The sequence below is a fragment of the Kocuria sp. KKT182 genome, assembly GCF_055635395.1.
Genome location: NZ_CM145757.1, coordinates 2298346 through 2316689 on the forward strand (window position 1 = coordinate 2298346; position 18344 = coordinate 2316689).

The 18344-nt window shown below is 66.2% G+C and carries 18 protein-coding genes, 3 pseudogenes, 1 riboswitch and 1 other annotated feature; of the genes and pseudogenes, 10 read left to right on the plus strand and 11 right to left on the minus strand.

Annotated features, from left to right (window positions below; translation table 11 throughout):
• Window position 1 precedes the first annotated feature (1 nt).
• The 6 genes from ACZ2G1_RS10715 to ACZ2G1_RS10740 form a co-directional block, all read right to left on the minus strand.
• Window positions 2–937 carry a complex I subunit 1 family protein gene (locus ACZ2G1_RS10715; RefSeq protein ID WP_470376729.1) on the minus strand — a complete coding sequence of 312 codons (936 nt, stop codon included), beginning with the start codon at window positions 935–937 and terminating at the stop codon, window positions 2–4.
• On the minus strand, window positions 930–2219 hold the full coding sequence (locus tag ACZ2G1_RS10720) for a hypothetical protein (protein WP_470376730.1): 1290 nt from the start codon (window positions 2217–2219) through the stop codon (window positions 930–932). Before ACZ2G1_RS10720 ends, ACZ2G1_RS10715 begins: the two co-directional genes overlap by 8 nt.
• Window positions 2210–2554: an NADH-quinone oxidoreductase subunit A gene (locus tag ACZ2G1_RS10725; protein WP_470376731.1), complete on the minus strand. Its 345-nt coding sequence runs from the start codon at window positions 2552–2554 to the stop codon at window positions 2210–2212. The genes ACZ2G1_RS10720 and ACZ2G1_RS10725 overlap by 10 nt, the downstream gene beginning before the upstream one ends.
• Before the next feature lie 111 nt (window positions 2555–2665).
• Complete coding sequence (locus tag ACZ2G1_RS10730; protein WP_470376732.1) at window positions 2666–3364, minus strand: DUF305 domain-containing protein; 699 nt, start codon at window positions 3362–3364, stop codon at window positions 2666–2668.
• 285 nt (window positions 3365–3649) lie between these two features.
• Window positions 3650–3973, minus strand: coding sequence for a DUF305 domain-containing protein (locus ACZ2G1_RS10735; protein ID WP_470376733.1), 324 nt, complete (start codon window positions 3971–3973; stop codon window positions 3650–3652).
• A gap of 361 nt (window positions 3974–4334) precedes the next feature.
• Complete coding sequence (locus ACZ2G1_RS10740; RefSeq protein WP_062737214.1) at window positions 4335–4745, minus strand: four-helix bundle copper-binding protein; 411 nt, start codon at window positions 4743–4745, stop codon at window positions 4335–4337.
• Window positions 4746–5343: 598 nt separating this feature from the next.
• A riboswitch (cyclic di-AMP (ydaO/yuaA leader) is annotated at window positions 5344–5536 on the plus strand.
• Between the two features lie 5 nt (window positions 5537–5541).
• Here ACZ2G1_RS10740 and ACZ2G1_RS10745 point away from each other — a divergent pair.
• The 8 genes and pseudogenes from ACZ2G1_RS10745 to ACZ2G1_RS10780 all read left to right on the plus strand — a co-directional run bounded on the left by ACZ2G1_RS10745 (window position 5542) and on the right by ACZ2G1_RS10780 (window position 11652).
• Window positions 5542–6204 carry a C40 family peptidase gene (locus ACZ2G1_RS10745; protein ID WP_470376734.1) on the plus strand — a complete coding sequence of 221 codons (663 nt, stop codon included), beginning with the start codon at window positions 5542–5544 and terminating at the stop codon, window positions 6202–6204.
• A 277-nt stretch (window positions 6205–6481) separates the two neighbouring features.
• On the plus strand, window positions 6482–7399 hold the full coding sequence (locus tag ACZ2G1_RS10750; protein WP_470376735.1) for a C40 family peptidase: 918 nt from the start codon (window positions 6482–6484) through the stop codon (window positions 7397–7399).
• A gap of 414 nt (window positions 7400–7813) precedes the next feature.
• On the plus strand, window positions 7814–8110 hold the full coding sequence (locus ACZ2G1_RS10755) for a transposase (protein WP_470376736.1): 297 nt from the start codon (window positions 7814–7816) through the stop codon (window positions 8108–8110).
• Window positions 8092–8222 (plus strand) — a sequence feature (AL1L pseudoknot). It overlaps the preceding gene by 19 nt.
• Window positions 8136–8888: an IS3 family transposase gene (locus ACZ2G1_RS10760; protein WP_470376737.1), complete on the plus strand. Its 753-nt coding sequence runs from the start codon at window positions 8136–8138 to the stop codon at window positions 8886–8888. It overlaps the preceding feature by 87 nt.
• Before the next feature lie 200 nt (window positions 8889–9088).
• Window positions 9089–10171, plus strand: coding sequence for an IS110 family RNA-guided transposase (locus ACZ2G1_RS10765; RefSeq protein ID WP_470376738.1), 1083 nt, complete (start codon window positions 9089–9091; stop codon window positions 10169–10171).
• 16 nt (window positions 10172–10187) lie between these two features.
• Window positions 10188–10424, plus strand: a pseudogene (locus ACZ2G1_RS10770) (IS3 family transposase); the annotation flags it as partial.
• 13 nt (window positions 10425–10437) lie between these two features.
• A pseudogene (locus ACZ2G1_RS10775) lies at window positions 10438–10640 on the plus strand (IS5/IS1182 family transposase); the annotation flags it as partial.
• 574 nt (window positions 10641–11214) lie between these two features.
• Entirely contained in the window at window positions 11215–11652 is a 438-nt protein-coding gene (locus tag ACZ2G1_RS10780; protein ID WP_470376739.1) for a hypothetical protein, read from the plus strand.
• A 752-nt stretch (window positions 11653–12404) separates the two neighbouring features.
• On the opposite strand, the gene ACZ2G1_RS10785 is transcribed toward ACZ2G1_RS10780, so the two are convergent.
• The 5 genes from ACZ2G1_RS10785 to ACZ2G1_RS10805 all read right to left on the minus strand — a co-directional run bounded on the left by ACZ2G1_RS10785 (window position 12405) and on the right by ACZ2G1_RS10805 (window position 17325).
• A complete protein-coding gene (locus ACZ2G1_RS10785) occupies window positions 12405–13961 on the minus strand; it encodes an LTA synthase family protein (protein WP_470376740.1) in 1557 nt (518 codons plus the stop codon).
• An 820-nt stretch (window positions 13962–14781) separates the two neighbouring features.
• The gene (locus ACZ2G1_RS10790; RefSeq protein ID WP_048896402.1) at window positions 14782–15768 is read right to left on the minus strand and encodes an IS481 family transposase; all 987 of its coding nucleotides are present in this window, start codon (window positions 15766–15768) and stop codon (window positions 14782–14784) included.
• 78 nt (window positions 15769–15846) lie between these two features.
• Window positions 15847–16008 carry a hypothetical protein gene (locus ACZ2G1_RS10795; RefSeq protein ID WP_154676754.1) on the minus strand — a complete coding sequence of 54 codons (162 nt, stop codon included), beginning with the start codon at window positions 16006–16008 and terminating at the stop codon, window positions 15847–15849.
• Between the two features lie 43 nt (window positions 16009–16051).
• Window positions 16052–16903 (minus strand): permease, encoded by an 852-nt coding sequence (locus tag ACZ2G1_RS10800; protein WP_217905942.1) that lies wholly within the window; start codon window positions 16901–16903, stop codon window positions 16052–16054.
• Between the two features lie 23 nt (window positions 16904–16926).
• Window positions 16927–17325, minus strand: a complete 399-nt coding sequence (locus tag ACZ2G1_RS10805) for an ArsR/SmtB family transcription factor (RefSeq protein ID WP_048896403.1) — start codon at window positions 17323–17325, stop codon at window positions 16927–16929.
• 87 nt (window positions 17326–17412) lie between these two features.
• Here ACZ2G1_RS10805 and ACZ2G1_RS10810 point away from each other — a divergent pair.
• Window positions 17413–17601 (plus strand): annotated as a pseudogene (locus tag ACZ2G1_RS10810) (hypothetical protein); the annotation flags it as partial.
• A 30-nt stretch (window positions 17602–17631) separates the two neighbouring features.
• A complete protein-coding gene (locus ACZ2G1_RS10815) occupies window positions 17632–18330 on the plus strand; it encodes a metal-dependent transcriptional regulator (protein ID WP_470376741.1) in 699 nt (232 codons plus the stop codon).
• Window positions 18331–18344 lie beyond the last annotated feature (14 nt).

The window sequence follows — 18344 nt, forward strand, 5'->3', positions numbered from 1 at the left end:
CTCAGCCCTTCCAGACGACGACGAGGGACACGACCAGGTCCTGGAGCACAGTGGCCGGGAGCAGGACCACCCACCCGATCTCCATGAACCGGTCCGGGCGCAGCAGCGGAATCTTCCGCCGCAACCACACCAGCACCGCCAGCACAGCCACGGTCTTCACCAGCACCCACGCCCAGCCGGGCAGCACGGGACCGGCGCCTCCACCGAGGAACAGCGGCACCGAGAAGGCGGCCCCGGCGGACAGGAACAGGTAACGCCCCGCCTGCAGCACGAGCCGGTCGACCCCGGAGAGCTCGGCCAGCACCCCGCCGCCGATGTCTGCGGCCAGCGCCGGGGCGAACGGGCCCCACACGGAAAAGCCCGTCACACCGATGAGGAAGACGAGGAACGCCACCGGCATCCACACCACGAACCACACCCCGTCCTGCGCCGCCGCCACCTCGCCCACGGCCAGACTGCCGGCAGCGATCGCCGGGGCCACCAGGGCGAACATCAGCGGCAGCTCGTAGGCCAGGCCGTGCGCCAGGAAGCGGTAGCCGCCCACCAGGCTATGGGCGGAGTTCGCACCCCACCCCGCCAGCCAGACCAGCGCCCAGACCATCACGTCCACGGCGTTGAACCACACGACGCCGACGTCCAGGTCCGCCAGCGTCCACTCCCCCAGCGGGAGCACCGCGATCATCAAGAACGCCCCGACCAGCATGCCCGCGCCACCGATCCGCCACAGCAAGGTATCCGCGGCCACGGTGGTGCGGCGCCGTTGCCGCAACAACCTCGCCGTGCGCGCCGCAGGCGCTGACCAACCGCCGCTGCCGCCCTGGGCCCGGGCCGACAGTGCCGCGTCCAGTGCCGCCGCGAAGAAGGCCAGGCTGCACAGGATGATCCCGGCCAGCACCGCCCAGCCGGCGGCAACGGTCATCACCCCGCTCTCAACCATGCCCCACCTCTTGAAAAGCCGGGAACGGCTCCAGGTTCAGGCTCGCCACCGCCAACCGCACCGAAGCCAGCTCCAGCCCGGACACCAGGTGCGGCAACATCACCCACGGCACCCCGCCGACGTCCGCCGGCACCGGATCCGCGCCACGGACCTCGGCCCTGATCCGTTCCACCAGTGACAGCAACCGGTCGTGGGCGTCCCCCCGGCAACCTTCCGGCAGGCCGTGACGCTCCACATCGGACTGATCCAGTAGCAGCACTCCCCGCAGCGACCAGCGCAGCAGCCCAGACCTCCGGATCGTACGGTGCAACCGTTCCACCGCGCTGCGGGCCGCGTCCCGATCCCCGCGCAACAGCGCGTCGCGGGCCCGGCGGGCGCGGGACGCCGCGTCCTCGGTCCCGGCCAGGGCCAGCAGCGCCATGGTGCGGTCGCACCAGGTCACCGCAACAGGAGCAGCACCGGTCCGCGGGCCGGGTCCTCCAGCCCCCTGAAGCCCACCGTCGATGACGCAGACTTCAGCGTCGACCACGACATCCCCCTGCAGGGAGCAGCGCAGCACGAGTCCGGCCGGCCAGAACGGCAGGACGGGCCCGAGCGGAAGGTGGAGCACGTCCATCTCCAGCCCGTCACGGTCCTCCCCGCTCCCGGCCAGGGCGATTCCCCCCGGGGCCATGTCCATCCCGCCGTGGCCACTGTGGTCCATGCCGCCATGACCGCCGTGGTCCATCTCGCCGTGGTCCATCTCGCCGTGGCCCATCTCGCCGTGGCCCATCTCGCCGTGGCCCATGCCCCCGTGGTCCATCTCGCCGTGGCCCATCTCGCCGTGGCCCATCTCGCCGTGGCCCATGCCCCCGTGGTCCATCTCGCCGTGGTCCATCTCGCCGTGGTCCATGCCCCCGTGACCCCCATGCTCCATGCCGTCGGAAATCTGGGGTTTCTGCGCCCGCTTTTGGGCGTCCATCCGGTGGTGTGGGGTGTCGAGTAGACGGGTTGCGGTGTCGTCGAGGGCTGAGCTCACCGTTGTGGGCGAGGTGATGTCAGTGCGGACGCGGGGACCCGGCATTTGCTCCCAGAGGCGGTCCACCAGATCGGCGAGCTCAGGGCCGGGCACACCGCATACAGCGAGGACGTCCGCATCAGCTGGTGTCCATGCTGGGCGCCACCCGCGGCGGAGCAGCTGTTGCTCGAGTTCCATGCGAGTCGCCCACTGGCCGGGGACCTCGACGACGAGAACCTGGGTGGCCCGGAGCGCGAGGCGGGCGAGAACTTCGCTCAGGCCCATCGGAAGGCTCCTTCTCGCCATGCCCAGGCCACGGCGACCAGTAGAGCGCCGAGGAACAGGAACATTTCCACCACCGCGGAAATCCCCTTCTCAATTACCACCACAGCCCACGGGTACATGAACAGCATCTCGACGTCGAAGGCCAAGAACACGATGGAGGCGAGGTACCAGCGTGCGTGGAACCGCGACAGCGCGTGCTCCTGCGGTATCCACCCGGATTGGGCAGGCAGAACCGTCAACGGGTCAGCGGTGATGCCGACAACGCGGTGAGAGGCATAGAAGACAACGACGACAGACAGCGCCACTAGGGCCATGGCCACGATCCCGAAGTACATGACGGCCTCCCCTTTCGTGCGGTCGGATCATCGAAGTCTGTCGTTGATCGGTGGAAGGGGCCACCTTAACGGGTGGCCCCTTCCACCGATCGCGCGTTTTCAGCTCGGTGATCAGCCGCGACCGGCGAGCCAGGTGCGGAAGTCCGCGACCTGAGCCTGTTGCGTGGTGATCCCCGCGGTGGCCGCCACCCGCAATTGCGGGTGCACCGCGCGCGACTGCGGCTCCAGGAACTCGATGATCCCGGCCTGGTGATGCGGGATCATCTTCTGCACGAAGGCGACGTCAAAGTCCTTCCCGGCCTCAACGGCCGACAATTCCTCGATCATCATCTTGGTCTCCTGCTCCAGGACCTTCATCTCCTCCTGGGCTTCGGCCGGGGCCTGGGCCATGGCTTCCTCCGGTGTCAGCCCGTACCACTCATCGAGCCACCGGGTGAACTGGTCGATCTGGTGCTGCTGGTTGGCAATGATGTTCTCCGCATGGGTGCGGATGTCCGGGCTGACCCCGCGCTCGAGCTCCAGTTGGGACATCTCGATGGCGGCTCGGTGGTGGCCGATGATTTCGGCCAGGAAAGTGAGCTCCAGTTCCTCGCCCTCCAGGGTGGCCAAGGTCTCACCGAACTCATAGGCGGTCGGTGATGTCGGCTCCGGCTGCAGCATCTCCGGTTGAGTATCGGCGGAGATCGGAGTGACGGCGGTCCACTGGTGGGCGGAGGCCGGAACGGTTGCTCCGCCCAGCAAGGTTGCAGCGATGGCGAGGCTGGAAGCAGCTGCGGTGATACGACGGCCGCGGCTCAGGGTGTGATGCATGATCAGGTCTCTCTTTCGGTGCGAACAGGCCCGGAGGATAAAACCGGCTCAACCGTCAGCGGGGCGGCCTCGAACGCACCGTGGTTCGCCATGGTGAGAGGCACGAACCCGTCTGCGGTGCCGGAGACGGGGGGAGAAGAAACTAGGCAGAGCGCTTGGGCCGGGCGTCCAGCCCAGTTTCCTCTTGCACCGGTAGATGCCGCTCAGCGGCCTCCCCGGTCAGTGATGCACATCAGATACCGGCGTCCAGTAGCCCAGCCCAGGTCGGCACCCCCGTTCAACGGGTCATTCGTAGCGTTTAAGGATATTCTGCATTTGGGCGATTTCCTCCTGCTGGGGCTCCACGATGGTGGTGCACAGGTCTTGGATCTCGGGGTCGGTGATGTTGGATTCCTGGCAGACCAGGATGACCCGGAAATGGTGCGGGATCATCGACTTCAAGAACCCCTCGTTGCCTACTCCGGCCTCGACACGCCCGAGGAGCAGCGTCGCGGTGAACAGGGCGAGGAAGCCGATGAGCAAGGCGATGTTGGTCTTGGTGTTCTTGAACATCGACCACATGCCCACGACCATGAACACGGCCATCGTGGTGACCATGATCAACGCCATGTAGGTTGCTGGGATTGAAGTAAAAGGGGTCCCAGGTACGGATCGTCGACATCGTCAGGACCCATATCAACCCGAGATCGACCAACAGGATGGCCGCGAAAATCTAGTACATCCGGTTCGATGTGCCGTGGTGGTCGGCCTGATCCTCGTGGCTACGGTTGCGAGTACCCGCCTTCGTGGTTGTTGTCCTCACTCCTCTGGGAAGTTCTTCGAGCATTAGGTACACCACCCGGGCGGCAGGTGCGTCATGGCGGTGCCCTGACCTCTACAGGCCTGAGGTGGACCGTGGCGCCGATCCCTGTCGGCCACGAGCCTTTTCACCGCCCCTTCCGCCCGGGTGATGGGTCAGTGGGGGCCAAACTCAGCCCAGGGAGGCGACCAGTTCGGCGCAGGCGGCCTCGCAGCGACGGCAGGCCTCGGCACAGATCCGGCAGTGCTCGTGCATGGAGGCGTGCTGCTCGCACTCATCCGCACACGCCTTGCAGGCCATCTGGCAGGCCTTGATCGCATCCAAGGTGATGTTCGCGTCGTAACCGGTGTGCCGCGAGAGCACCCGCCCGGTGGCCTCGCACAGGTCCGCGCAGTCGAGGTTGGTGCGGATGCACTTGGTCAGCTCGGCAACCATGTCCTCGGACAGGCAGGCATCGGCGCAGGCGGTGCAGGTCTGGGCGCACTCGAAACAGGCCTCGATACAGGCGGCCAGTTTCTCCTTATCCACCCCGCCGAGGTCCTTCGGGTAGGTCTCCAGCATCGCGCTCACGTGATGAGTCATGGCTTGCTCCTTCGTCGGTTTTCTCCAGGAGACGAACCGGCCGGAAACCGCCCGCCATGCCATCGACAGTAGACTGCCTTTTCAGTGTGACGCGCCCCAGAATCTTGAAGATTTGATGAAGATTTACGCCACAGTGGCGCATAGTGGCACCCCCTCAGCTGCCCTTCACCGCGGTGGAGCCTGGCGATTATGGAGATCTCGTGAAGAAATCTCGCTGTGCGGTCCGAAAAGGCACGCCGAAATCCACCCAACCTGGAAGGAAGCTCAATACATTCTCGGAGGGTCCTCGGTGCCACCACTAGGGACGCTGAAGGTCGCGCACGGCCCCAAACCCCTTGTCCTTATTAGTTGTGTCCATGAAAAGACGTGCTAGGCTGCCGTTTTGCCTAGTCAGACGGTCTCTGACGCACCGCTAGCCGCGATGCGAGTCCAAACGAGCGACGAACCTACTGCTTCTGGGACGAGCCTTTTCAGGGTCAGCCGCCCCACGTCTCAGTCCCGACTGAAGCAAGAATCTGGGTCGTGATCTAAACGTGACACTTTCGTTATGGATGGGCTACTGTCCACTGCGTGCCGCTGATTGATCCGGTCGGCGCCCTCGTGCACATCGCCGAATTCTGCCGGTGCCCGAGGTTCCTGAAGAGAAATCGCTTGGCAGAAGCGGGGGAACCATTTTCGGTCCCGGTGATCCGGGACCTAGGGGTTAAGCCGACCAGGACGTCTGCGTCCGGGACGGCCGGGTGTCTCCCACCCGCATCCGACAGCTCACCTCGTAGGCAAAGGGAGGAACACACCCATGACTATTTTTAAGCGCAGCACTGCCCGCCACCGCGCCGAGACCACCTCGCACCTGGTGCGTACCACCACGATCACCGCCGCCGCCGGGGCGGCGCTCATCGGCTCCATCGCCCCGGCCCAGGCCTACGCCGAGGTCCCCGCGGACACCGCCAGCGTCTACTCGGCCCCCGCGTCGGCACTGACGGCCTACACGGCGACGGCCTCCCCGGCTGCGGTCGCCCCGCAGACCATCACCACCGCCTCCACCCAGGCCCCGGCCGCTCCGGAACAGAGCGCTTCGACCGCGACGGTGTCCACCCAATCGGCGGACATCACCGAGATCACCGGTGCCTCCGGGATCGTGGGCACCGCGATGCAAGGCGCCGGCACCGGCTACGTCTGGGGCGGGACCGCCTTCGGCGCCTGGGACTGCTCCGGGTTCACGAAGTGGGCCTACGCCCAGAACGGCATCGAGCTCCCCCGCACCAGCTTCCAGCAGATCGCCGCAGCCACCCCCACGACCACCCCGCAGCCCGGGGACCTCGTCTCCCAGAACGGCGGCAACCACATCGGCATCTACATCGGCGGCGGCAAGATGATCTCCGCCCTGAACCCCGCCCAGGGCACCTTCGTCCACTCCGTCAACGCCATGCCGGTGGACGGCTACTACACCTACCGCTGACCCGGCCCACCCTCCGCAACGGCCAGAAAGTCGTCGCGGAGGGCCCCGGCTGCTCCACCGACGGCATCAGTGAGCCCCACCCTCTCGAGTAAGCATCTCGTCCCTAGCGGACACAGCACTTCCCCCTCCACCCATCCGCCGCCCACGGTGTTTCCGATCCGGACCGTCGCGTCACCGTACGCCGCCGCACCTCGCATTCCCCGCGGGGTGATCCGTACTGCCACCGCACCGTTCCGGCAGATCCGCCCGACCCTCCAGAAAGCCTGCTCACCCCCTCATGAATCGTGACCTGAACTCCTCCAACGGCATTGGCTCCCTCCTCACCGGCAAGGCCCGCACCGTGGCCGCCGTCGCCGCCTTCTCCGGCCTGGCCCTGGCCACCACTGTCTCCGTGCAGGCAACCCCGGCCCAGGAGGGCGCCGCCACCGACGCCCCACTGTCGGCCGTCGCCGCAGCCACCCCCACCGCAGCGCCCACCCTGTCCCTCGAGCCGGTCGCCCACGTGACCACAGCCGAGAAGCAGACCGGCCAGAAGAAGACCGAGCAGAAGCCGGAGCAGCAAGTCGATGCCCCGGTCGTCGCGACACCCGCCGTGGCCTCTCCGGCACCGAGGGCCGTGGCCGTTGCGGCACCGAAGGCTGTGGCCGCACCCGCCCCGGCCGTCGCACCCGCCCCGGTGTCAGTTGTCCAGGAGCCAGTCGTCCAGGCGGTCCCGAAGCCTGTCGCCGCACCCGCCCCGGTGGCGGCCCCCGTCTCGAAGCCGACTGCGCAGGCGGCCCCGAGGCCCGCCGCCGCTCCCGCCCCAAAGTCGGCCGTGCAGGCCGCTCCGGCCGCCGAGCGCACGGTCACCCCGCAGAGCTCCTCTTCCGGCAAGGGCGCCACCATCGCCTCCGCGGCCATGGGACAGCTCGGCGTCGGACAGGACTGCACCGCAGCGGTGAGCAACGCCCTGCGGGCCGCCGGGATCAACTTCCGTGGTTGGCCGGCTGAATACTTCACGCTCGGCACCCAGGTCTCCGCCGGCCAGGCCCAGCCCGGCGACCTCGTCTACTACGCCGACGGCGGCATGGGCACAGCCCACATCGGCGTGTACATCGGCGGAGGCAAGGCCGTCCACGGCGGCTGGAACGGCGGCAGCACCGTCATCGACAGCGTCAACGTGGGCACCGGCCCCGTCTACATCCGCGTGCGCTGACCGCACGCGAGCACAGTTTCCGGGTGCGCGGTTCCTGGTCGGCCAGACAGGTGCCGCGCACCCGGTCTATCACTGTCTTAGCTTGCCGTTTAACCCTTGAGGCTGGTGCGCCAGGCGGATATGGGTCGGGCTCTGGCATAAGGGTGGACGCCGCATGATCCTTGGAAGTTGCGAGGTTTCAAGGAAACGGCGGTGGCCGCAATGAGCAGTATGGTCCTCAGTCATGGTGTTGGCCAGGGTCCGATGACAGTGGCCGCTGATCAGCTGCGCCAGTTCCGCGGCGGGTTGTACCAGTGAGTGCCTGACCCGGCGCGCTGATGAGCTGTTCGAACTCACCGACGCGCTGCTGTGCAGGGAGGGCCTGTCCCGTGACGGGTCTGTTGGAGGCTTTCATTCCACGGAAGGATGAGAGTCATGGGAGCACCGAGGAAGTACCCGGACGAGTTGCGTGAGCGTGCGACGCGGATGGCAGTGGAGGCCCGGCGGGACCCGGCGACGAAGTCCGGGGCGCTGGCCCGAGTCGGGCAGCAGCTGGGCATCAGTCCGGAGACGCTGCGGAACTGGGTCAGACAGGCCAATGTCGATGAGGGATACCGGCCGGGGACCACCAGTGATGATGCCCAGCGGCTGGCCGAGCTGGAGAGAGAAGTGCGGGAACTGCGCAGGGCCAACGCCATCCTGCGGTCGGCCTCGGCTTTCTTCGCGGCGTGAGCTCGTGCTACCCACACAACAGGTAGTGGCCTACATCGACGCCCACAAGGATGAGTTCGGGGTCGAGCCGATCTGTAGGGTCCTCCGGGACGCCGGTGTGCAGATCGCCCCGAGCACCTATTACGCCACCAAGTCCCGGCCGCCGTCAGCGCGGTCGGTCAGCGACGCGGCCACGACGGAAGTGATCCAGAAGGTGCACGCGGACAACTACGGGGTGTACGGGGTCATCAAGGTCCACGCGGAACTGCGTCGGAACGGTCACCGGGTGGCCCGATGCACGGTGCACCGGCTGATGCGGGCGGCCGGCCTACGTGGGGTCGCCCGGGCCAAGGGGCCGCGCACCACGGTGGCCGACACCGGACCGGAGACCCGCCCGGATCTGGTGGAGCGGACCTTCACCGCCACCGCCCCGGACCGACTGTGGGTCGCCGACATCACCTATTGCCGCACGTTCGCCGGGTGGGTCTACGCCGCCTTCGCCACCGATGTGTTCTCCCGCCGGATCGTGGGGTGGCAGCTGTCGACCTCGCTGCGCACGGACCTGGCCCTGGACGCCCTCGAGATGGGGTTGTGGACCCGCTCCCACCACGGCCATGACACCAACGGGGTCGTACATCATTCGGATAAGGATGTGCAGTACGTCGCGGTGCGGTACACCCAGCGGCTGGCCGAGGCCGGGGCGGTGGCCTCGGTGGGATCCACCGGCGATTCCTATGACTGTCAGTCTGTGAGGGTCGGACCCGGAGTAGGTTCGGAAGTCCTGACCGGTGCGGCTTGACCCTTGCTTATGACTGGCCCTTGAGGTGCCTTCGCGTTGATCTGTCAGCCGCCCGGTCGGGCAGTACCAAGCGCTGCCGCCGGACGGGCGTGACTTGATAAGGAGCCTGGAGCACACCCTGGAAAAGCGTCCCCATGACAGTCCTGTCCACCCGCCGGCGACAGCGTGAAGTCACCCTAACCGGCAGGAGGGCACGGGCCATGACCGTGACCACGCAGACCCCACCCACTACTCGCTCCGGGCACGTCGTGGTCGGTGTCGACACCCACAAGCACGTTCACGTGGCCGCGGTCCTGGACCCGGTCGGCGGGATCCTGGACACGTTGACGATCCCGACCGAGGCCGCCGGCTACCGGCGCCTGCTGGAGTGGGCGGCCTCCTTCGGGCAGATCATCGCCTTCGGCATCGAGGGCGCCGGCTCCTACGGGATCGCCCTGACCTCCTTCGTGCGCCGGGCCGGGCACAAGGTCGTGGAGGTCAACCGTCCCGACCGCCGCCTGCGGCGCATGAACGGCAAGTCCGACACCCTCGATGCCGAGAACGCCGCGAGGGCGGTGCTGGCCGGCTACGCCACAGCGATCCCGAAGACTGCCGACGGGTCGGTGGAGATGATTCGCCAGCTCAAGATCGCCCACGACACCGCGGTCAAGGCCCGGGCCGCCACCATGGTGACCCTCAAAGCGGTGCTGGTGCACGCCCCCGATAAGCTGCGCCACGCCGTGGCCCGCAAGACTCCGGTGATGCTGGCCCGGCACCTGGCCGCCCTGCGCCCGAGGGGTCTCGAGACGCCGGAGGACGCCAGTCGGCACACGCTGCGGTCCTTGGCCCGGCGGTGGCAGTACCTGCAGGAGGAAACCCACGAGCTGGCCGAGATGATCGAGGAGCTCGTGCTCGCGACCGCGCCGCAGCTGGTGGAGCCCTTCGGCATCGGGGTCGACACCGCCGCGGAGATCCTCATCGTGGCCGGGGACAATCCTGAGCGCATCCACTCCGAGGCCGCCCTGGCCAAGCTGGCCGGGATCAGCCCGATCCCGGCCTCCTCGGGGATGAGCACCGGGCGGCACCGGATCAATCACGGCGGGCACCGCCAGCTCAACGCCGCGATCTACCGCACGGTGATCGTGCGGATGCGCTTCCACGAACCGACCATCGCCTACGTCGCCCGGCGTACCGCCGAGGGTAAGTCCAAACGAGACATCATCAGGTGCCTCAAGCGCTACGTCATCCGCGAGGTCTACCACCTCATCAGACCCCGCCCAGTAACCGGTCGAATCAGGGGTTGACGACTATAGGAGCATCAACGCCCTCGCCGAGGCCTTCAACTCGCTGTTCAAGGCCGAGCTGATCCGCAACAAAGGTCCCTGTAAGTCGATCGAGGACCTGGAGATCGCGGTGGCCGAGTACGTCGACTGGTTCAATCACCGGCGCCTGCACGGCGAGATCGGGCTTGTACCCCCGGCCGAGTTCGAGGACGCCTACTATCGTCACCACACCGCCTCGGCGACCGCCGGAGCGGCACTACCGAGCCTCCACTGAACCCGACACGGGACAAAAAGGGGGCGAAATAACGGGGCCGAACCCCACTGATTGCGGCAAACTCGGCACCAAGTACCACCTGCTCGTCACCGCTGACGGGTTGTCCCTGGCGGTGGCGATTACCGGGGCTAACCGCCATGACTCCATGCTGGTCGAGTCGATCCTGGACGGGCTGAGCCCGGTGGGGGCCGAGGCCGGGGGTGTCCTCGGAGCCGAAGCCCAGTTCGGTGCGGTTCCAGCAACTCTCACAACTGATCACTGACCAACCTCTCGGGTGCTCTCTGACTCGCCATGGCAACCATGATCATCAGCCCGGCCGACCCCACTCAACGCCTCAGCCATAACTATCGAAACCAGTTCCGACAAGGGTCACTTCAGAGCATTCCGACCCGGCCACTGGTCGCGTGTTAGTTACGTCGCATTACCCGCATCAACATAGTTGTGGATTATGTAATCTCATCGAATACTGCGCGCAGCGTGGATCTGCGCTCACCCCGAATCTACGGTTCGCGCAATGCCGAGACGGAGCATTTCGACGGCCAAAACCTTGTGATCAGCATGATTCCAAAAAACTTACTAGTCAGAAACTAATTGTCGGCAGTGGAGCTGCGCTAGGCGCTGGTCGCCTCGGCAGGTGTCGTTGCTCGCGGGAAAATGTCCGACATGCAGTCGTAACAGTGTTTGCCCTTGTCAGGGCCTTGCAGATGGTGCGGCGCGCTCCTACGGTTGTCTCACCTATGACACAGGAAAGACCCACACCTGAGGCCTTGACAGATTATCTATTGCACGCATGACCATCTCAGAGTCATGCCCTTCATGGGGGACAAAAATGGAAGATTGGCGCAAGACCCTTGCTAGCGCGTTCATCGCGACGGCCCTCCTCGGCGGAACAGTGGCCGCTCCGGCCGTCGGGAATGATGACTCCAGCAAGAGCGGGTATTCCAAGGTTGAAGACAAGAAGCACGAGGACGACAAGATGAACGGGGGGAAGCACGACCACGAGAAGGACCACTACTGGAAGTGGCACAAGCACGATAAGTGGCACAAGCACGATAAGTGGCACAAGCACGATAACGGCAAGCAGCATAAGCACGAGTCGTGGCACAAGCACGAGAAGTGGCACAAGCACGACGAAGGCAAGAAGGACAATTACGGCAAGTGGCACGATCACGACGGCGACAAGAAGTTCGACCACGAGCACGATAAGAAGGAAGAGCACAAGCACTAGGCATGCTGACTCACCAGGTTGTTGATGACAGGAGAGACCTCCGGGTCGAGTGCGGAGTTGTCTAGATTCCCGCCCGATCACGGGGGTCTCCCATGTCCCACGCTAATGCCCCGCTCACTCCGGCGGGACGGCGCATCCTGATAGATCGCATCACGACCGGACCCTCGGCGGCCCACGTGGCCGCCGAGATGGGGATTTCGGCGATCACAACCTGGCGGTGGTAGCGCCGCTTCCAGGACGAGGGACCAGCCGGTTTGGCCGGCCGACCCTGCCGGCCCCATTCCTGCCCGCCCCGTACCCGCCCGTGCACCAAGACGGGGATCCGCATCGCACGGTTCCTGCTGCACCGGGGGCCGCTAGTAATCTCCCGGGATACCGGGGTGCCGACCGCCACGGTGGCCCGGGTCCTGGACCGCTACGCTACCCCTTGGCTGTCGGCGGTGGATCCGGTCCGTTTCCGGTGACGCTCGGGCAATGCCCAGCTTGTGTTCCTACGGTGTGGGTGGGCGAGGGTGCCGTTCGCCACTGCGGCATCCTCGCTCCCCGGCCCCTTGCTGCGTCGGGGGTAGGCTACGCCGTTTCAACACCCCTGCAGGGCCAGAAGAGGCGGGACTGATGCCGCGGCCCCCACGCTGCAGCGCACGACGTCGGGCGCCGGGCAGGCGCGGATCGTCGTCTGCTCGGGTCCGGACGTTGCGACTGTGACCGCGCGCATGGGCTGAGCTGCACCGTCGGGCAGGGAACGGACAGCGCTACCGCGCCGCGTTCTCGCCGGCCCAGGCCTCCGTGTAGAACTGGGGGGAGTGCGAGTCCAGCAGCTCGGCGTAGGGATCCGGCTCCATCGCCTGCGCCGAACCGGCAGGGACGTCCGAGGCGAAGGCGGACACGCCCAGCCCGGCCGCATGGTCCGCCAGGGTCAGCCCGGCGGCCTCCAGGATCGTGGGGTACATGTTCAGCTGGTCCACGCGGGGACGCAGCGTGCTGTTCTCGTCCTCGCCCGGGATCCAGATCCGGTTGAAGATCGTGCGGTTGTCGTGGTCGTCGAGCTGCTCGTGGAAAGCGTCGCCGGCGCTCATGTGCTTGAGGTGGTCGCCCATGATCACCACGGCGGTGTCGTCGAGGTAGCCCTTCTCCTCCATGTGCTCCACGAATCCGGCCACCTGGGTCATGGAGCAGGAGAACACGGAGGTGACCTCGTCCTCCGTGTCCACGGTGCAGTAGTCGTAGACGTGCACCGGCTCGTGGGTGTCCAGCGTCAGCACGGAGAGGTTGAACGGCCGGCCGGTCCTCTCCGCCTCGGCGTGCAGCTCGTCGATCTCGTCCTTGGCGTGGGCCATGAGGCGTTCGTCGCTCAGGCCCCAGTCGCTGCGGAAGCTCTTCTCCGGTTCGCCGGCGGCCCGCCAGTCGGGGAGGTCCTTGATCTCGGAGTAGCCGTGGCTGCCCAGGAAGTCGTCCTTCGCGGCGAAGGAGGCGTTGGCCCCGCCCAGGAAGACGTTGTGGTAGCCGTGCTCGTCCAGGACATCGCCCAGGCAGGTGGCTCCTCCCAAGTAGGTGTCGACGTCGCCGCTGAGCTCGTCGGAGGCGCCGCTGCCCGCGGCGGAGCCAATGCCCTTCAGCGGCACGCCGCACTGCGTCGAGGTGAGACCGGCCATGGTCCAACCTCCACCCTGGTACTGCTGGAGACCGTCCACGCTCTGCCAACCGTCCGAGGCCCTGGTGACCTCCTCCAGAGGGACGAACGCGTCCTTCTCGAAGAGCTGGTCGTCCGCGAGGGTGGCCTCGCCGGACTCGAGGTAGATCAGCACCAGGTTGCGCTTGCGCTCGGCGCTGGAGACGGTGGGCTCCACGTAGTAGTCGCCGAGGTCGTACGCGGAGTTCGTCGCCCTGAGGTAGTCCCCCACGCCCACCGTGGTGGCGAAGGCCGTGGTGCCGCCGACGACCACCGCGGCCACCAGAGCGGTGGAGACGGTGCGCACGATCCACTGCGGGCGACGCGGACGCATGTCGTCGCCGTCGCGGCGGCGCTCGCGGCGCCGGGAGGACTGCCACAGGGCGATCCCGACGGTGATGAGCAGGGGCACGACACCGATCCCCAGGACGCCCATCCAGACGATGGCTCCGCCCCCGCCGTCGATCTGCACGGAGACGAGGTTCAGAAGCATCTGCCCCACGGAGATCCTGCCCCAGAAGAAACGGATGCCGGCGGCGGCGATGAGCAGCGCGAGCCCGGCCCAGATCAGGACGTAGACCCAGGTGCGTCCCACCACGACGCCAACCCGTCGGACCACGTGCGGAATCCGGCCGGACATGGCAACACCTCGCGATCCGGATGCCCGCGTGCTCGTCGAACACCCTTGACACCCCACCCGTACTCGGGCCCGTAGAAGACTAGTACCGCCACGCTACCCGTTCACCAGTTGTTCACCCATTAGACCTGGACTCAAGACCTGATCCGTCGTTGCCGGTCCTCCCACGGCTGGTTCACAATGCCTGCATGACGACGAGAACGCAGTCGTGGATGGTCGATAACCAGCTGTGGGAGCTGGTCACCCCTCAATCTCGCACTGCCCACCGCCTCGAGGACCCGGTGGGCGGCCGCGAATCAAGGATCGGGCGACCCGGGAGGGCACCCTGTTCGTGTTCCACACCGGGTACCGGTGGCGGGGGAACTACCCGTAGAACTCGGATGCGGGTCCGGACACACCGCCTGCCGACGGCTGTGCCCTGGCAGGAAGCCCAAGTGTGAAAGCAACTCCACCGGGCCATGCTCGAGGAGAAGATCCTCGGTTGGTTGCGGGCCAGCGTCGACTCAGTGTCGGTGCGGGTCACAGGGGCGAAATGACCGACCTCAATCCCACCGACCGCGCGAAACCAGACACGAAGTATCACCTGCTCACCGACCGCAACGGCCTGCCGCTGCATGTCTTGGCCTTAGCTGTCAACACCCACGACAGCCGACTCTTCGAACCTTCGCTGGAGACGAACCCCAGTGTGTCCGGGCGCCCGGGGCGACCCCGGCGCCACCCGGAGAAGCTACACGCGGATAAGGGCTTCCGCATTCCCGAGGTGCCGGCGTTATCTGCACCGCCGGGGCATCAAGGTCCGTGTTACCCGCCGCGGAATCGAGGACTAGATGTACTGACCGGACACGTTGGTCAATCGTGAGAAGGGCGGCTGGTTGCTGCAGGCTGTGTGGGGCCGGTGATGGTTGTAGTAGTGCAGCCAGCCGTCGAGTTCGCCGCGACGCTCCGTCTCGGAGGTGTAGCAGCGGGCGTAGGCCCAGCCGTCGGCCAGGGTGCGGTGGAAGCGCTCGATCTTGCCGTTGGTCTGCGGGCGATACGGCCTGGTCCGTTTGTGCCTGATTCCCAGCTCGGCGCAGGTGTCGCGCCACAGGTGTGAGCGATAGGCGCCACCGTTGTCCGACAGGACCCGCTCGACGGTCACCCCGCGGGCGTTGAACCACTTGACGGCCCTGGCCAGGACCGCTGTGGCGGTGTGGGCTGTTTCGTCGTCGTGGATCTCGGCGTAGGCGACGCGGGAGTGGTCGTCGATGACGGTGTGGACGTAGGCCTTGCCCATCAACGGGTCGTAGTGCTTGTTCTTGGGCTTGTCGGGTGTGGCTGCGCGGTTCTTCTCGCCTTGTCGTCGGCCGACGTAGCGCCAGCCTCCGCCGTCTGGGATGTTGCCGAGCTTCTTCACGTCGACGTGCAGCATCGCCCCGGGGTGGTCGTGCTCGTAGCGACGAACAGGCTCTCCAGTGGCACGGTCGACGTGCGACAGGCGGTTCAAGTGGACGTCGACCAAGATCCGGTGGACTGTCGACGGAGCAACGCCAATCCGGTATGCCAACTGAACCGGACCTTCCCGCAGACGCAGCCGGAGCTGGATACAGCGCTTCGCAGTCGTGGGGCTGGTCTTGTTCGGGGAGCGGTGAGGCCGTGAGCTGCGGTCCTGCATGGACTGACCGGCCCGGTAGCGGTCAGCCCAGCGCTTCACGGTGGGCCAGGAGACCTGGAACCGGGCAGCGACCTCGCTGATCGGCCATCCGTGGTCAACAACCAGCTGGGCAACCTTGAGGCGGTGACGCGGAGTGAGGGCGGCATTGGCGTGGGACATGGTGGTCTTCCTGGTGACGAGCGGGTGGAGACAGTGATGGGGCTGCACCCTGTGGTGCAGCCCCATCGATTCGGTATGTCAGTTGCCGTCCGTGTCCTCGCTGTTCGGCGCTGAAGAGGCAGCCGTCTCGGTGGGTGTTCCCTGCTCGCTCTGGGGCTGGTCGTCATCGTCGGGCACGATCTGGGCCCCGCAGCAACTGCTGTCCTGCTTGCGTGCGGTGAAGAGGTCCTTGAGTCCCATGGTTGCTTGTTCTCCTCGTGTGGTTGGGAATGTGGTGGTTGGGTCAGGCGATCAGTGGGATGAGGTAGCCGGCGGCGATGGCCGTGCCGATGACAGTGACCACGAAAGTGACGACCAGTCGGGGCTTGAACAAGGTGGTGAGCATCGAGATCTCGGGGATCGAGGCTCCGGCGCCGCCGATCATCAGCGCGAACACTGCACCTAGCCCCATGCCGGTCGAGCTGAGGGCCAAGCCGATGGGCAGCATCGTCTCGATACGCACGTAAAGCGGAACGCCAAGCACGGCGGCCAACGGCACGGCCCACGGTTTGTCGTCGCCAGCGACCGCGGCGAGTTGGTCCTGAGGCACGAAACCGTAGATAAATGCACCGACCGAGACACCCAGCACCATCGGGACGAGCAGCGGTCTCAGATCGGCCCAGGCCTCGCCGAGTGCGGGCCGGATCTCGTTGCGCAGGCCTGCCCAGGGGTGGGGGGTGCTGTCGTCGCCGACGACCTTGACTCGCTTGAGCTGGCTGGCCATGCCGAGTCGTTCCCATACTAGGGGGGCGAGCAGGGACCATGCGGCGGTGACCACCGTGTAGACCAACGCGATACGCCAGTCGAACAGCAGCACCACCCCGGCCACGATGATGGGATCCAGCAGCGGTGACGAGATCAGGAAGGTCATCGACGTCCGGAACGCCACCCCCGACTTCAACATCCCAGCCAGCACCGGCAGCGTCGAACAGGAACAGAACGGCGTGATCGCCCCCAGCAGTAGCCCCTTGAGCGGGCCGGGAAGGCGCCCATCGGCCATCCAGCTCTGGATCCGATCCGGCCCGAACCGCCGGTTCACCAGCGCAACGAGCACCGAGATCAGCGAGAACAGGACGAGCAACTCGACCAGGATCAACCCGAAGGTCTGTACCGCATGAATCACCGCGCAGCACCCTCAGTCGATGCCTGACCCTCCCCTGCTGGGGCAGTGCAGCACGCCTTCTGTCCCTCTGGAGTGAGAGTCGCCAAGTGAGCGAGCCACTGCACCGGCGCCGCCAACTGCTCACAACACAGCGCGTAGATGTTGGACCGGCCCTCGGCCCGCACACTGATCAGCTGCGCTTGCCGCAAGGCTGCCACATGGTGACTCACCAGCGCCTGGCTCAACCCGGTGGCCTCCTGCAACTTCTTGTTCGAGCACGCCCCCGCCGCAAGCGTCAGCACGATCATCAGTCTGTTCTCGTCTGACAAAGGCTTCAACAACGGAGCAAGCATCCGCGCGTGATCCCGCGCCGACAGGTCCGTGCGCGGCAGGGCAACATCCAGTGAAACTGTCATACCCACACTATAGACAAGCGTGGCCTTCTGTCACAAGTGGCGACTTGTCTATCGATCAACGTGTCCGGTCAGTACAACTAGACCCACCTGGGCCGGCACCGCTGGGTTGTAGAACGCACCATTTCCTGGATGCTGCGCTTCAAGCGCCTCGGGCTGCGCGACGACCCCACCGTAGCCACCGTGATGGCACTGACCACGACCGCCTCGGTGGCGGTTGCCCTTGTCGTGGCGCTGAATGTGGCACTGCTCGCCCTGACACCCACCGGTCAGGGTTGACCCACGACAGCGCCAGGTAGCGTGAGCCCCATGGACTTGAGCAAGATCACCCCGGTCACCCAGGACTACCTCAAGGTGATCTGGTCGGCCACCGAATGGGGTGACCCACCCATCACCACCACGGGCCTGGCCGAACGCTTCGGCACCACCGCCCCTAGTGTCTCCGAAACACTTCGACGTCTGGGGGATCAGGAACTGATCTTGTACCGGCCCTACAAACCGGTCGTTTTGACCGCACTGGGTGAGCAGTACGCCATCGCCATGGTGCGTCGGCACCGATTGTTGGAGGCCTTCCTGGCCACCACCCTGGACTACCCGTGGGAGGAGATTCACGACGAGGCCGAACGCCTCGAACACGCCGCCTCCGAGGCCATGATCGAACGCATCGACACCCAACTGGGTCATCCCAGCGCCGATCCGCACGGTGACCCGATCCCCACCGCAAAAGGACAGATCCGGCGCCCAATAGGGGTTACCCGGCTCACCGAGGTGGAAGCGGGACGGTACGAGATCGTCCGCCTCTCAGATGCCGATCCTCAACGTCTGGTCCGGTTCCGTGACTGCGGTCTCACCCCGGGCAAGCCGGTTCAGGTCATCGCCCACGGGCCCCGCGGGACCACCGGCCTACTAGGAGACCAGCCCAGGTCGATCGTTTTGGCCCCGGTGGAGGCTCAGGCCATTTGGGTAGCACCACCGCGCACCCGAGCCATCAGACGAACTCTTCGATAACCCGTAAAAGTGAT